Origin of the sequence: Micromonospora sp. NPDC049089, assembly GCF_040648775.1 — a bacterium.
Lineage (GTDB): Bacteria > Actinomycetota > Actinomycetes > Mycobacteriales > Micromonosporaceae > Micromonospora.
Window position 1 is genome coordinate 1 of record NZ_JBEZEH010000081.1, and the last position, 14,694, is coordinate 14,694.

15 protein-coding genes are annotated in these 14,694 nt (G+C 70.6%); 7 read left to right on the forward strand and 8 right to left on the reverse strand.

From position 1 onward, the window contains the following. Together AB0B48_RS15980 and AB0B48_RS15985 are read right to left on the reverse strand one after the other, a co-directional pair. Positions 1-158: glycogen/starch synthase (locus AB0B48_RS15980; protein WP_355008434.1), on the reverse strand; the 158-nt coding region annotated here is incomplete at its 3' end. A 136-nt stretch (positions 159-294) separates the two neighbouring features. Then, on the reverse strand, positions 295-2,238 hold the full coding sequence (locus AB0B48_RS15985) for an amylo-alpha-1,6-glucosidase (RefSeq protein WP_357201594.1): 1,944 nt from the start codon (positions 2,236-2,238) through the stop codon (positions 295-297). Between the two features lie 42 nt (positions 2,239-2,280). Between AB0B48_RS15985 and AB0B48_RS15990 the strand changes: the two genes are divergently transcribed. Both AB0B48_RS15990 and AB0B48_RS15995 read left to right on the forward strand, forming a co-directional pair. Continuing rightward, positions 2,281-4,986, forward strand: a complete 2,706-nt coding sequence (locus AB0B48_RS15990) for a glucosidase (protein ID WP_357201597.1) — start codon at positions 2,281-2,283, stop codon at positions 4,984-4,986. A gap of 139 nt (positions 4,987-5,125) precedes the next feature. Next, complete coding sequence (locus tag AB0B48_RS15995) at positions 5,126-5,593, forward strand: hypothetical protein (RefSeq protein WP_357201600.1); 468 nt, start codon at positions 5,126-5,128, stop codon at positions 5,591-5,593. Between the two features lie 107 nt (positions 5,594-5,700). Here the strand turns inward: AB0B48_RS15995 and AB0B48_RS16000 are convergent, their stop codons facing one another. Continuing rightward, positions 5,701-6,858, reverse strand: a complete 1,158-nt coding sequence (locus tag AB0B48_RS16000) for an FAD-dependent oxidoreductase (RefSeq protein WP_357201603.1) — start codon at positions 6,856-6,858, stop codon at positions 5,701-5,703. A 99-nt stretch (positions 6,859-6,957) separates the two neighbouring features. Between AB0B48_RS16000 and AB0B48_RS16005 the strand changes: the two genes are divergently transcribed. After that, a complete protein-coding gene (locus AB0B48_RS16005; RefSeq protein WP_357201606.1) occupies positions 6,958-7,557 on the forward strand; it encodes a TetR/AcrR family transcriptional regulator in 600 nt (199 codons plus the stop codon). 117 nt (positions 7,558-7,674) lie between these two features. On the opposite strand, the gene AB0B48_RS16010 is transcribed toward AB0B48_RS16005, so the two are convergent. Beyond that, positions 7,675-8,058, reverse strand: a complete 384-nt coding sequence (locus tag AB0B48_RS16010) for a DoxX family protein (protein WP_357201609.1) — start codon at positions 8,056-8,058, stop codon at positions 7,675-7,677. A 179-nt stretch (positions 8,059-8,237) separates the two neighbouring features. On the opposite strand from AB0B48_RS16010, the gene AB0B48_RS16015 reads away from it, so the two are divergent. Then, a complete protein-coding gene (locus tag AB0B48_RS16015; RefSeq protein WP_357201612.1) occupies positions 8,238-9,131 on the forward strand; it encodes an RNA polymerase sigma-70 factor in 894 nt (297 codons plus the stop codon). A 9-nt stretch (positions 9,132-9,140) separates the two neighbouring features. On the opposite strand, the gene AB0B48_RS16020 is transcribed toward AB0B48_RS16015, so the two are convergent. Continuing rightward, a complete protein-coding gene (locus AB0B48_RS16020; protein WP_357201615.1) occupies positions 9,141-10,340 on the reverse strand; it encodes a low temperature requirement protein A in 1,200 nt (399 codons plus the stop codon). 177 nt (positions 10,341-10,517) lie between these two features. Between AB0B48_RS16020 and AB0B48_RS16025 the strand changes: the two genes are divergently transcribed. After that, a complete protein-coding gene (locus AB0B48_RS16025; protein ID WP_354944538.1) occupies positions 10,518-11,096 on the forward strand; it encodes a TetR/AcrR family transcriptional regulator in 579 nt (192 codons plus the stop codon). A gap of 28 nt (positions 11,097-11,124) precedes the next feature. On the opposite strand, the gene AB0B48_RS16030 is transcribed toward AB0B48_RS16025, so the two are convergent. Next, a complete protein-coding gene (locus AB0B48_RS16030; RefSeq protein WP_357201619.1) occupies positions 11,125-11,769 on the reverse strand; it encodes a hypothetical protein in 645 nt (214 codons plus the stop codon). 171 nt (positions 11,770-11,940) lie between these two features. Between AB0B48_RS16030 and AB0B48_RS16035 the strand changes: the two genes are divergently transcribed. Beyond that, positions 11,941-12,651, forward strand: a complete 711-nt coding sequence (locus AB0B48_RS16035) for an HAD family hydrolase (RefSeq protein WP_355008412.1) — start codon at positions 11,941-11,943, stop codon at positions 12,649-12,651. 401 nt (positions 12,652-13,052) lie between these two features. Next, positions 13,053-13,838 carry a L,D-transpeptidase family protein gene (locus AB0B48_RS16040; RefSeq protein ID WP_357201623.1) on the forward strand — a complete coding sequence of 262 codons (786 nt, stop codon included), beginning with the start codon at positions 13,053-13,055 and terminating at the stop codon, positions 13,836-13,838. Positions 13,839-13,851: 13 nt separating this feature from the next. On the opposite strand, the gene AB0B48_RS16045 is transcribed toward AB0B48_RS16040, so the two are convergent. Continuing rightward, positions 13,852-14,127, reverse strand: coding sequence for a hypothetical protein (locus tag AB0B48_RS16045; RefSeq protein ID WP_210781930.1), 276 nt, complete (start codon positions 14,125-14,127; stop codon positions 13,852-13,854). A 47-nt stretch (positions 14,128-14,174) separates the two neighbouring features. Next, positions 14,175-14,606, reverse strand: a complete 432-nt coding sequence (locus AB0B48_RS16050; RefSeq protein WP_355008410.1) for a hypothetical protein — start codon at positions 14,604-14,606, stop codon at positions 14,175-14,177. Positions 14,607-14,694: the final 88 nt, after the last annotated feature.

The window sequence follows — 14,694 nt, forward strand, 5'->3', positions numbered from 1 at the left end:
ACGGTGACTTCGTGGCCTGCGGCGGCGAGGGCGACGGAGAGGGCGTGCACGTGTCGGCCGAGGCCGCCGACGAGCACCGGCGGGTACTCCCAGGAGAGCATCAGCACCCGCAGCTGTCGGGCGGGGTTGATGTCGATCACGTGGGCATCGAGTGACATGCGGCCCCCTTTGAATTGTCCCCGGGCGCGCGCCGACCGACACCGAATTGATGTCGCCGTCGCGTCTGGATCGAGGCCAATCCTGCCGGGATCGCGATAACCAGCGGCGACACCACCGTTGCGGTCGTGTAAAGCGCTACTGGCTCTTTCGTCGCACCCGCAGCAGTTCGGCCACCGACCATGCCTGGAACGGGCACCCGGTGGCGGTGTGCGGCGCGAGGCCATCTGCCGTCTCGCTAACTGAGCCTAACCCATATTCCATCAAATGAGCCTCAATGCCAACGAAAACGTCATCGACGGACATCTTCCCCCGGCGGGCCGCGTCCACGTACGGGCCGAGCAACCACGGCCATACAGTGCCCTGGTGGTAGCCCCCGTCCCGCTCGGCCGGGCCGCCGCGGTGCCGGCCCACGAACTCTGCGGAATCCGGGGCCAGACTGCGCGGCCCGAGCGGGGTGAGCAGACCGCCCCCGACCCGCCGCACCGTCGCCTCGTCCGGCTCCATCGGCGCGTACGGCAGCGACCAGGCCAGCAACTGGTTGGGACGCAACGCGTCGTCGTCGTGCACCGCGGCGCCACCCAACGGGTACGCCGGCGCGGGCGCGTCCAGCACGTCGTGCAGCCAGCCGGTCGGTGCCGGGAACCGCTCCCGGAACGAGGCGGTGGCCTGCCGGTGGAGTCCCCATAGCTCGTCGGCGTCCTGCCCGGCCAGCTCGGCCAGCTCCGCGAGCCCGGCCAACCCGTTGATCCACAGCGCGTTGACCTCGACCGGCTTGCCGGTGCGCGGGGTGACCGGCACCCCGTACACCCGGGCATCCATCCAGGTCAGCGCGGTGCCGGCGGCGCCCTGGGTGAGCAGCCCGTCGGTCGGGTCGACCCGGATCCCATACCGGGTGCCGGCGGTGTGCGCGTCGACCACAGTGCGCAGCGCCGGCAGCAGCTCGTCGCCGAGGTCGGTGTCGCCGGTGACGGTGACGTGCCGGCTCACCGCGTGCAGGAACCACAGCGTGCCGTCGACGGTGTTGTACTCCACCCGACCGGTGTCGGCCGTGTTGGCGAGCATCCCCTCGGACAGCGTCGCCGCGTACGCCCGCAGCAGCTCCCGACCCTCGTCGGCGCGACCCGTGCAGAGGAACAGCCCCTCGTACGAGATCATCGTGTCCCGCGACCACGCCCCGAACCACGGGTACCCGGCCACCACGTCGACCGCCGCCTGGTCGGTGCGCACCACGAACGCGTCGGCGGCCAGCGCCAGGGTGGCGTCCACGTCGTCGGCCGGCTTCGCCGTCGCCACCACCCGCCGGTTGCGCCGCCGGGCCGTCGCCACGATCTCCGTGGCCGGCGGCGGCTCCTCGTCGAGCCGACCGGCCCAGGCCCGCACCGACACCGTGTCGCCGGGGCGTTCCAGCTCACCGGAGAAGCGGCCCGCGTACCAGAGATCCTCGTCCGCGTTCAGACCACGGTTGGCCTCCTCGCGGTGGTGCACGCCCAGCCACCACTGCCCCTCGGGCGTCCAGCCCGGGCCGGCGAGCCGGTACGCGCCCTCGACCACCGCGCCGTCGGCCACCGCCTCGACCTGCGGGACCGGGCCGTCGGCCCGCCGTTCGCCGTGCGCGTCCCGCCAGGTGCAGGCGGCCGACAGCTCCAGCCGCACGGGACCACCGGCGACCAGTCGGTGCACCACTGCGACGCAGGAGCGGCCGGGCAGCATGGCCAGCTCCCGTTCGATGACCACCGCGCCGATCCGCCACCGCCACCGGGGCAGCCCGTCGACCAGGTCGAAGCGCTCCAACAGCTCGAAGCCGCGCGGGTCCACGTCGCCGGAGGCCCACTCGTGCGCGCCGAGGCGGACCCGTGCGCCGGACGGCAGGGTGACCGCCGGATCAAGACTCACCAGTCCCACCTGGCGGGACGCCGGCGTTTCGCCGGGAACCACCAACAGGCCGTGGTAGCGACGTGTCCGCAGCCCGCTGACGGTGCCCATCGCGTAGCCGCCGAGGCCGTCGGGGACCAGCCACTCCCGGCTGGCCGCGCTGGTCAGATCGCCGCAGACCTGCGGGCCGAACCGAATGTCGATCAAGTTTCCTCCACCGGCGGCAACGTGTAACACGCCACGACGAGAATGGCCGCTGTGGTCAAGTACCGCGGCGACGTCAAAGATGTGCACGTGATCACTGACCGATCGTCCTCCGACGCCTCGCCACCCGACGCTGAGCGGCTCCGGCTCGCCCAGGCCGACTCGGGGGAGCAGGACTGGCGTGCATGGGGTCCCTATCTGTCCGAGCGGGCGTGGGGGACGGTACGGGAGGACTACAGCGAGCACGGTACGGCCTGGGACTACTTCCCGCATGACCATGCGCGGTCCAGAGCCTACCGGTGGAATGAAGACGGGATGGCCGGCGTCTGCGACGAACGACAGACCTTCGCGTTCGCCCTCGCCCTCTGGAACGGCAAGGACCCGATCCTCAAGGAGCGGATGTTCGGCCTCGGCGGCGACAGCGGCAACCACGGCGAGGACGCCAAGGAGTACTGGTGGTACGAGGACTCCACGCCCACCCACTCGTGGATGCGCTGGCGCTACCACTACCCGCAGGCCGCCTTCCCGTACGACGAACTCGTCGCGGTGAACGCGTTGCGCGGCCGCGACGACACCGAGTACGAGCTGGTCGACACCGGGATCTTCGACGACGACAGGTACTGGGCGGTGACGGTCGACTACGCCAAGGCGTCCCCGACCGACCTCTGCATGGTGGTGACCGTCGCCAACCGGGGCGACCAGGCGGCCACCCTGCACGTCCTGCCCACCCTGTGGTTCCGTAACACCTGGTCCTGGGGTCTGCCCGGCGGCGACCGGATCCCCCGGCTGACCGGTCAGGGCACCCGCCTCGTCGGCGAACACCGGGTGTTCGGCCAACTGCTGCTGGAGGGCGACGGCGGCCCGGTGCCGCTGCTCTGCGACAACGACACCAACGCCGAACGGCTCTGGGGCCTGCCCGGCCGCTCCCCGTACCCGAAGGACGGCATCAACGACCATGTCGTCAACGGCGCGGCCACTGTCAACCCGGCCCGCGAGGGCACCAAGGGCGCGCTGCACTACGTGCTCGACGTGCCGGCCGGCGGGCAGCGCCAGATCCGGCTGCGGCTGACCCGCACCGCGTCGCCGCCGGCCGCCGCGCCGCCGCCCCCGGCCGACCTCAGCGACGGCTTCGAGGCCGTGGTGTGGGCGCGGCGGGCCGAGGCGAACCGCTTCTTCGCCGGAGTGATCCCGCCGGCCGCCACACCGGACGAGGCGCTGGTCGCTCGGCAGGCCATCGCCGGGCTGATGTGGGGCAAGCAGTTCTACCACTTCGACGTCAAACGCTGGCTCGACGGCGACCCGGGCTCGACACCGCCGGCCGGGCGTCGGCACGGGCGCAACAGCGCCTGGTGGCACATGACCAGCTTCGACGTCATCTCCATGCCGGACCCGTGGGAATACCCCTGGTACGCGGCCTGGGACCTGGCGTTCCACTGCGTGAGCATCGCCCGGGTAGACCCGGGTTTCGCCAAGGAGCAGATCCTGCTCCTGCTCCGCGAGTGGTACCTGCACCCCAACGGGCAGATCCCGGCGTACGAGTGGGCGTTCGGTGACGTGAACCCGCCGGTGCACGCGTGGGCGGCGCTGAAGGTCTTCGAGATCGACGGCGGCCGGGACTACGAGTTCCTGGCCCGGGTGATGCACAAGCTGCTGCTCAACTTCACCTGGTGGGTCAACCGCAAGGACACCGGTGGCAACAACGTCTTCGAGGGCGGCTTCCTCGGGCTGGACAACGTCGGGCCGTTCGACCGCTCGGCGGCGCTGCCGGTCGCCGGGGTGCTGGAGCAGTCCGACGGCACCGGCTGGATGGGCATGTACGCGCTCAACCTGCTGGACATCGCGATCGTGCTCGCCGAACACGACAGGACCTGGGTGGACACCGCCACCAAGTTCTTCGAGCACTTCGCGTACATCGCCGCCGCCGCGTACGAGCAGGGGTTGTGGGACGACGAGGACGCCTTCTTCTACGACGTGCTGCGCCTCGCCGACGGCACGAAGGTGCCGCTGAAGGTCCGCTCCGTCGTCGGGCTGCTGCCGTTGGCCGCCACCACCCGGCTCACCGCCCGGACCCTGCACCACCTACCGGAACTGGGCGCCCGGCTGCGCTGGTTCCTCACCAACCGCCCGGAGTACGCGCAGGTGATCGGCACCCGCCGGTTGGGCCCCGACGGCCGGCAGCAGCGACTGCTGTCCATGGTCGGCCCGGAGCAGGTGGTCCGCCTGCTCGCCCGGATGCTCGACCCGGACGAGTTCCTCTCCGACTTCGGCCTCCGTACGCTGTCCCGCGCGCACCTGGACAAGCCGTTCTCGGTCAACCTCGGCGGGCAGGAGTTCTCCGTCGGCTACGAGCCGGCCGAGTCGACCAGCGGATTGTTCGGGGGTAACTCGAACTGGCGCGGTCCGATCTGGATGCCGACGAACTTCCTGCTGATCAGCGCGCTGCGCGACTACGCGGCGTTCTTCGGCGACGACCTCCAGGTGGAGTACCCGACCCGCTCCGGGGTGAAGCACACCCTGGACGAGATCGCCGACGACCTCTCCGCCCGGCTGATCTCGCTCTTCACCCAGGACGACTGGGGTCGACGGCCGATCTACGGTGCCGCTCAGATGTTCCAGACCCACCCGGACTGGCGCAACCTGATCGCCTTCCCCGAGTACTTCCACGGCGACAACGGGGCCGGCCTCGGCGCCTGGCACCAGACCGGCTGGACTGCCCTGGTGGCCGACCTGATCCTCACCCTTCGCCGCTGACCCCCGGGGGTGCCGTGCCCGCCCTCGCCCCCACCCTGCCCTGAGCGCGCTGCCCCGCGCGCTGCGGGCGGCGGGCGGCGGGCGGCGGGTCGTTCGCGCAGGGCGCCTATGTGTGGGCCATTCACTATCGTGATCGGCCATGGGGGAGTCGGTGAAGCCGGTGGGCGAGTTGCAGGTCCTCGGTCAGTCGCGGGTCTGGCCCGGTATTGCGATACCGGGCGTGATCCTGCTCGTGATGATCGTTGTCGGGGCGCTCTTCGACCTGTTCAGCTGGACCGCCCTGGTGTTTGGCGCCGGATGGATCATCATCGCCGTCCAGCGCTCACGAAACGCGGTGTTCGCTGACGACCTGGGGCTGCTGGTCCGCGATCGCAAAGGCTTGCAGCGTTCGTACGCCTGGGATGAGATCGAGCGCATGGGCTGGGTGGACCTGGGGATGTGGGGGGCCAGCCTGGCGGTCAACCCCCGAGGCGGTCCCTACGACGTGCCGGGGCCCAACGCGTCCATCAATGTAGGGCATATCTGGCGCCCCGGCCGTCGGCGCTCCGTGGACCCCGTGCCCGAACTGCTCAAGACCCATGGCATCAAGGCATTGTTCGATCAGTAGGTAGCTGACGAGGCGCCCGGCCCCGGCATGATCGTGCTCGATCCAGGTTGTAGTGGTGTCGCTAACGCTGGGCGCTTCACGTCAACCGATGTGACGCGGGGCACCGCTCAGCGGTTCGCCCGTTTGATACCTCGCCGGACGAGACTGCTGATGCCGGGCAGGGTGACCGCCCTGATGGTCAGGCCGCTCATCCAGACGTGGAATCGGCTGGGTGGCGCGTACTGGGCCATGCCCCGGCGGGCGAGTGCCTGTCGTTTGCCGACCTCGGGGCGTAGTCCGGCCTCCCACTCGGCGAGTGCTGCCGGGAGGTCGTCGGCGTGCCGTCGCAGGGCGGTGCCGAGGTGGTCGGCGCCGGCGAGGGCGAGGGCCGCGCCGTGTCCGGCGAAGAGCGTCACGCACCACGCCGCGTCTCCGAGCAGGACGACCCGGCCGGTGCTCCAGCGTGGCATGACCACCTGGCTGACGGCGTCGAAGTAGGCGCTGGCCGGGTCCTGCGCAAGATGGTCGATCGCGTCGGGCAGGCCACCCGCCAGATCTCCGAATGCGGTCCGCAGCGCGTCGACCGGACCTCGTCGCAGGTCGGTGGCGGGCTCCGCGCTGCGATAGGTGAAGAACGCCGACGACCGCTGCGGGCCCAGGTTGATCATCGCCGCGGTGCGCCCGGGACCGATGTGGGTGGTGGCGGACGACTCGGGCACGCCGGGCACCGGGTGGGGCAGCGGGAAGGCGGCCACGAGGTACGGGAGGTCCACCCGGAAGTCGGGGCCGAACACTGCGGTACGGGTTGTGGAGTGCACCCCGTCGGCACCCACCAGCAGGTCGGCCTGCTCGGTGGTGCCGTCGCTCAACTCCACGCGTACGTGGTCGGTGTCCTGTTCGACGGACGTGACGGTGGTGCCGAAGCGGATGTCGACCCGGCCCCGCACCGCTTCGAAGAGGCTGGCTTCCAGGTCGCCGCGGAACACCGAGAGGGCCCGCTCGCCGAGTGCGGCCTCGGCGATGGCGGACGGCACTGTGAACTTGGGCCGACCGTCGGCGTGGACGAGCACTGTGGTGAACGGGCCCAGGTCGGCGGCGGAGAGCGCGGGGAGCAGGCCGAGGCGTTCGGCGGCGTCGTAGCCCGGCCCGATCAGGTTCACCAGGTAGCCGCTGCTGCGCCGGGCCGGAGCCCGTTCGGCCACGAGGACCTGCCATCCGTCCTGGTGGAGTCGGAGGGCTGTGGCCAGCCCGGCTATCCCCGCACCCACGATCACCGCACGTCGCATCGAGCACCTCGCCGCTAGAATGAGCATCTGCTCAAACTAGTATGAGCGATTGTTCATACCGATGCAAACGGCGGCGGCGGAACCGCCTAGACTTCAGCCATGCCGCGCGGAGTCGCCATCCCAGCGCTCAGACAGCAGCTCTTCGCTGCCGTCGAGCGGTTGGTCGTTGAAGAGGGGCCGAGCCGGCTCACCGGCCGGGCCGTGACGCGCGAGGCCGGCGTCGCGACCGGCCTGCTCTACGCGCACTTCGCGAACTTCGACGACTTCCTGACCGGGTTCGCTGTCGACCGCGTCTTCCACATCACCGGCGAGGTGGCCGGCCTGCCGGAGCGCGCCGGGTCCGGCACTGTCGCCGACAACCTGCGCCAGGCCGTCCTGGCGACACCGCTGGGCACGCTGACGGCGTTGACCCGGCTGACCGCGTTCCGGCCGGAGTTGACGGCGAACGTCGAGGCGGTCCTGGGCAGTGGCATGTCGGGGCTGCGGGGGATCGAACGCGCGGTCGCCGACTACCTGGCCGCCGAGCAGACCCGCGGGCGTGTGCCTGCCGACGCCGACACCGAGGCACTGGCCCTGGCGGTGGTCGGCGTGCTGCACCACGTCGCGTTGACAGGCCCCACCGACCCGACGGCGGACCACCGGATCCAGCGGGTGATCGGCGCGCTCACCGACGGCTTCCCCGCCGCCGCGCCCTCCTGAGCGCCGCGCCGTCCCGGCAGTTCCGCGCCCTGTGCGTCTCCGCAGCGCGGTCCGCGACGTCATCGCGCGAGGCCAGCGGGGCGGCCGTCGGCCAGCCGGGGCAGGAGCGGGCTCAGGTCAGCCGCCGAAGGGCTCGGGTCCGAGGCGGCCCCAGGCCACGAAGGCGGCGATCGCGAGGTAGACCAGATTCAGCACGATGAACCTCGCCTCGCCGTAGCGCAGGTGGGTGATCATCGCGCCGATCATAAGCAGGACCCAGCAGATGGCGGTCACCGGCACCAGCACCGGTGCGATGTCGAGCACGGCGGGCAGGATGAGGCCGATCGCGGCCAGGAGTTCGAGGACCCCGAGGGTCTTGACGAAGCCCACGCTGGCGTCGCCGGTCCACCCGCCGCCGTTGTGTGCGGCCAACTTCTGCTTGGGTACGAAAATCTTGGTGATGCCGCCGGCCAGGGCGACTGCGGCCAACAGTCCGGCCGCGATCCACAGTGCCAGGTTCATGAGTTTCCCTCCGTAACGAGTCGCACAGGAGACACCGTCGGCCGGTGCGCTGTGACAGCTCGTGACGTGACGAGGAGCACGGACGCTCGGTGTCACAGAAGTCGCGAGGCCGGTGTCTGGTGGGCGACGCGGTCGAGTTCGGTGAGACTGGAGGGCGCATGGACGCGGGAGGCGAAATCATGAGCGCGGACGGTCGGGGGGACCGGGCTGTCGACGCGTTCGTCACCCACCGGAACCTGCTCTTCACCGTCGCGTACGAGATGCTCGGCTCGGCCGCGGACGCGGAGGACGTACTCCAGGAGACCTGGCTGCGGTGGGCGGACGCGGATCTCGCCGCGGTGCGCGACCAGCGTGCCTACCTGGTCCGGATCACCACCCGACTGTCGCTCAACCGGCTGCGGGCGGTCGGTCGGCGCAGGGAGTCCTATGTCGGCTCCTGGTTACCGGAACCGCTGCTGACCGCGCCCGACGTCGCCGACGACGTCGAACTCGCCGAGAGCGTCTCGATGGCCATGCTGCTGGTGCTGGAGACACTCGCGCCGACCGAGCGGGCGGTGTTCGTCCTCCGCGAGGTCTTCGACCTTGGGTACGACGAGATCGCCGAGGCGGTCGACAAGAGTCCGGCCGCCGTTCGCCAGATCGCGCATCGGGCGCGGGCGCACGTGGCCGCGCGCCGGCCCCGGGGGATGGTCTCGGCGGCGGACACGCGGCGGGCGTTGGACGCGTTCCAGCGGGCCGTCGACACTGGCGACGTGCAGGGCCTGCTCGACGTCCTCGCGCCGGATGTCGTGCTCCTCGGCGACGGCGGCGGCATCAAGCAGGCCGTGCTGCGGCCTGTCGTCGGTGCCGACAAGGTGGCCCGTCTGCTGTGCAGCACACACGCCAGGACCGCGACCATGTCGCTGCACCCCACCCACGTCAACGGTCACCCGGCGCTGATTCTGCGGCTCGACGGCGCGGTCGACACGGTCCTTGCGCTGCGGATCGACGACGGTCTGATCAGCGGGGTCTACGCCGTGCGTAACCCCGAGAAGCTGTCGCACATGCGGCGGGCGACCACCCTGCGCCGATGATGAGAGCACCTAGTACGGGGGAGTGGGTGTCTCCGGTGGTTGCCGACGGGAACGTCGCGTGTCCGCTGCGACGATGCCGAGCAGCACCACGGCGGCAACCGCGCCGGCGGTGACCGGCCGGAGGTGCGGTGCCGCCGCGGTCAGCAGGCCGAGGGTCAGCAGGCCGGCGATCCGGCTTCGGGAGACCCGGCCGAATACCTGGTATTCGAGCGTCGATCGCCCGGCGAGGAAGAGCGCGGGGCCCCCGAGGATGGCGATGAGCCAGGTCGGCGGGAGGTGACCGCGCGGCTCGGTGATGAACAGTTCGAAGCCGACGCCGGTGAGCACGATCCCCGCGATCATGGTCAGGTGGGCGAACGCCATGTCGGTCGCGAGCCGGGCCGGGTTACGGGAACGGTCGACCGCAGTGCCCAGCATCCCTCCCGCCACGTGGAAGTAGATCCGCCAGAGCAGGACGGTGCTCGCCAGCGCCAGGACGAAGCCACCCGTCTGGTCGGTGTGGAACTCGCTGCCGCTGAAGGCGAGGCCGATGACGAAGATCGCCTCGCCGAGAGCGATGAGGAGGAACTGTTGGTACCGCTCGGCCAGGTGCTCGGCCGCGATCGTCTGGACGCCGAGCCGTCGTGCGCCGAGTCGGGGGGTCGGCCAGCCGAGGAACAGTCCGGTGTAGTCGATCAGGACGGCGAGGGTCCAGAGCGCCCCGCGAGCCCTGCCGTCGTCGACCAGCCCGCCGACGACCCAGAACGGTGCGCTCACGCCGAACCAGAACAGAATCCGGATGGACTGTTGCGGGTCCGGCCGGCCGTGCCCGACGACGCGGAAGAACACCACCCGGCCGATCTGGAGGGTCACCAGGGTGATGGCGAAGAGGGAGGCCCGTGCGCCGAAGCCGTCCGGCACGGCGACGGCCATCGTCATGGAACCAACCAACGTCATGATGATGACGGCCTGGACGATCGGGGTGTCCGGGTCGAGCCAACTTGTCGACCACACCGTCACCGACCAGACCGCCCACAGCGCCAGGAACAGCAGCAGAGCCTGGCCGAGGCCCGCGTACACGCCGCGTTGGCCGTCGGTGAAGTCGGTGATCAGCCGCGCGGAGATCCTGGTCAGGGCGAAGACGAAGACCAAGTCGAGGAAGAGCTCCAGGAAGGTGGCCCGCTGGCGGGTGGTCTCGCTGCGCAACAACCCGTCGGGGGTGTTCCTCATCGGCTCGCCGCGCGCCGATGTCGCCGAGCGATCACGTGCCCTCCTGTCGCGGTGATCTCCTCGCCTAACGAGCCAGGGGCGGCTGTGGCACGTGGAGCGAAGGCACCGCCCCACCACAACAGTCGCCAATCTGTCACCCGACCGCTACGGCGGGTGTGCGCGCTTACGCTCGTGGGCGTGCCCGGACCTGCCGAGAAGGCCACTGAACAGGACCGGCGTGACCTCATCGTCACTGTCGCGCGAGAGCTGGCCGAGACGGAGGGCTGGGCGGGTGTGACCACCCGGCGGCTCGCCGAACGCACCGAGATCGACATGGGCGACATCTACCGGCACTTCGCCGATCTGGAGGCGCTGATCGCCGCGGTCGCGGTGTGCGCCTTCGCCGATCTGGCGGCCGACCTCGCCGAGGCGCACGCGGAGACCACCGGCAGCCCGGAGGGGGTATGGCCGGCGGTCGCAACCGCGTACCTCGACTTCGCGTACACCAATCCCGAGGTCTATGACGCGATGCTCGCGCTGACCCCCGACCTGGCCCTCGGCGTGGACGGGGTGCCGGCCGCGCCGCGGGCGGTCTTCGCCGAACTGCGGGCGGCCCTGACCCCGCTGGCCGAGGGGCGGGACCCGGACACCCTCGCCGAGGTGGGTTGGAGCCTGCTGCACGGCGTGGTGATGCTCACCCGCGGCGGTCGGCTGCGACCCGAGGGGCAGGAGGACCGCGAGGCACTGATCGCGCAGCGGTTGCTGCGGTGGCCGTGACCACGGCACGGCCCACCGTCGACCGTGGTCAGTTGAGAGGCTCGCGGTCGGCCGGGCCCTTGTCGGCGAACCGGAACGTGGTGTTCAGCTTCGCGTTGCCCAACTCCTTGAGGATGAGGCCGTTGCCGGGGAGGTGCTGGAGGAATCGAGTCTCGCTGCCGATCGCATATGTGCCGTCGCCCTTGGCGATGATGGTGAACCGCTGGATCGGGTCGTCCTGGTCGCAGACGGCGACCCCGATGGTCAGTTCGGGCTCGATGTCCAGGCCGTTGACCTGCCAGCAGGACGGATCGTCGTTCGCGGGGTGGCCGTCCCTGGTGCCGAATGCCCTGATCACGTACCGATCGCCGCCGATCGGAGTCGGTACGAACAGGATGCGACCGCCGGTGTCGCCGCCCTCCTCGAGCCGCCCGCTGATCTCCAACGGTTCCCCCGAACCCCGCACCCGGGTGATCGTGATCTCCCGCTTGCCGGACAGCAGCGGGTCGGTCGCCGCCGCTGACGACGTGGTCGGCGTCGCTGCCGTGGGCGTCGGCGTGCCTGTCACGGCACCCGACGGCGTCGGCGCGCCCGGCGCGGCGCTCGGCGTCGGGTCCGCACCGCCCTGGCACGCCACCAGCGCGCTGGCGCAGGCCAGCATCGCCGCGCCGGTGACCCACTTCATGGTGACCATGCCGTACTCCTCAACAGCCGTCCCGAACCTGGGCGGGAATCATCATGGATGTCGCGTCCGCATGACGGCGGTCGCGCCGCGACGGTTCACGAAAATCCGGAAGATCTCACATCGATCTCCCGCCTATCCTGTCTCTCGGCCTGGCGGGCGGTGGCACGGGGAGGGCATGGCATGACGGTCGACGTGGCGGCGCGACGACAGGCGCAGGTGTTGATCTTTGATGCGGACGACACGTTGTGGGAGAACAACGTCGTCTTCGAGCGGGTGATCGACGACTTCCTGGGCTGGCTGGACCACCCCACCCTGGACCGGGCCGCGCTGCGGGCCGTCCTCGACGACATCGAGCGGGCCAACGCGGTGGCGCACGGGTACGGCAGCAAGGTCTTCCTGCGCAGCCTGGCGGAGTGCCTGGAGCGGCTGCGCGAACGGCCGGCCACCGACTCCGAACGTCAGGAGATCGATCGGCTGGCGGTGGCCCTCGTCGAGCACCAGGTGGAGCTGATGCCCGGGGTGGCCGACGCGCTCGACGAGTTGGCCGGCCGGCACGAGTTGCTGCTGCTCACCAAGGGCGACCGCGAGGAGCAGCAGCGCAAGCTGGACGCCTGCGGCCTGCTGCACCACTTCGGGGCGGCGCACATCGTCGCCGAGAAGAACGTCGACACGTACCGGTGGCTCACTCGGGAGCACGGCTTCGCGCCGGACGGCGCGTGGATGATCGGGAACTCCCCGAAGTCCGACATCCTGCCGGCGCGGGCCGCCGGGTTGAACGCGGTGTTCATTCCGAACGAGAACACCTGGGTCCTGGAGGACGACGAGCTGGACCCGACCGACGGCGGGGTGCTGCGGCTCGCCGCGTTCCGGGACCTGCTGCGCCACTTCTGACCGTACCGAAGCCCAACAGCGTCGGCGATCATGGTCGCGTTACGCGAATCTGCCCGATTTTCAGCGTGGGATCACTCCTGCCGCCGGTCGTCCGACGCGGCTTGTCCGGCCGGTCGGAGCGCGCCTAACCTGGCTCGGCGCTGCCGGCCCTTCGGGGTGTGTCGGGGCGCGTCGGCGTTCGGCGGGTGAGCACCGTGGAGCTGAGTGCGAAAGTGGCTGGCTCGCCCCGTTCCGGCGTGTGGCGTCGTGTCACGCCCGCGCGGCGGGGTGCTGGAGCCGTCCGCTTCCCTGCCGGACGGCCGAGGGTCAGGGCCGGGTAGTTGCGGACCCGGTCCTGACCCGGCCCGCGAATCGTTCGAGCGGGGCAGACCGCGCGCCGGTTCGACTGTCAGGATGGCGGCATGAAGCGCAGATCTCTCCTTTTCGGCGCGGCGGCGGGTCTGGTCGCCCCGGCCGTGCTCGCCCCGGCCGCGCCCGCACTTGCGGCGAGCGGCCCCCTGCGGGCGGGCGCAGCCACGGCACCGCCACAGCGGCCCCTGCCGAAGTGGCAGCCCCAGAACCGGGCAAGCGCGCTGACCACGCTGCCGGCGGAGACGAAGCAGGTGATCGTCGTCGGCGCCAGCAGCTACACCACGACCTATGCCACGCTGGAGGCGTTCGTGCGGGTGCGGAGCACCTGGCAGCCGGCCTCGGCGTCGTTGCCCGCCCGGATCGGCTCGAAGGGCTTCAGTGACAACCACGTGGAGGGTGTGCCGACCACGCCGACCGGCGTCTACTCGATCGGCCCCACCATGTACGGCATCGCCGCCAACCCGGGCGTGCGGTTCCCCTACCAGCGGCTGGTCGACGGTGACTGGTGGAACGAGAACCCGTCGTCGGCGCTCTACAACACCTTCCAGCACAGTTCGACCAACCCGGGTGGGGCCAGCGAGGCCCTGTGGAAGGAGGTCCCCGCGTACACGCACTTCGCGGTGATCACCTACAACATGTCGCCGAACGTGCCGAAGCCGGTGCCGAACGCGGGCAGCGGGATCTTCCTGCACCAGTTCAGCACCAGCGCCGGCAACGCCACCGCCGGTTGCGTCTCCCTCGCCCACGATCACCTGGTCGACGTGCTCAACTGGCTGGACCCGGCGCTGTCACCACGCATCGTGCTCAGCCCGTACGCCCAGCTCAGCCGATACTGAGAGCCGCTGCGGCTCAGCCTGCCTCGCGCCGGACGATCGCCACCGCCACCCGGCAGAACTCGTCCATGTCCGGGTTGAAGCCGGCAGCGATGTCGGGATGCAACCCGGAGCGGGTCTCCTCCAACAGCCGCTGGCAGACCTGCTCGACAGGTTCGCCGGCATAGCCGGAGCGGACCCGCTCGGTGGCCGCCTGAAGCGCCGAGGTCAGCTGCTCCTCCAGCGGGCCGCGCAGCTTCTGCTGCACAGGATCGAGCCCGCGGGGGTCGAGCGTGACATGTGGCTCCGACATCGGTGCTCCCTTCGTCGGCGTCCGCGATACCCCACCGCGGACGTCGGTCAAACCCCTGTCGGTACGGCGGCGACCCGCACCTGGTACGAGAACTCCTCAGCCGGCTCCTCGTGGTACGACAGCCGGCGGATCTGCCGGTCGTCGTCGTAGAGGGCGACATCCACCAGCACGCCGAGGTGGGTGAGGCCGATGCTCGACACCCGCTTCTTGTCCTGCAACACCGCGCAGACGCCGCCGAGAAGGGTGCTGGCGTCGGACGTACGGTGCCCGGGCGGGCAGCGCAACACCAGGTCCACCTCGATCGGCCCGGGCAACGGCGTCCAGCCGGTGCGCTGGGCCGCGGCGAGTGCGGCCTGGAGCAGAGTGCGGACCCTCGTCGCCTGCCGGTGCCCGGCGGCGAAGATGGACAACGCTTCGGTCTTGACCGGTGGCAGGCCGCTCACCTCGAACGTCAGGGCGAGAGCGCGGGTGTCCTGCACGACGGCACCTCCTCGTTGGGACGATCCTGCCGAAACGGGGGAGCGGCGGTGGGACGTTCCCGCGATTACCAACCGATCGGGCAGGCAT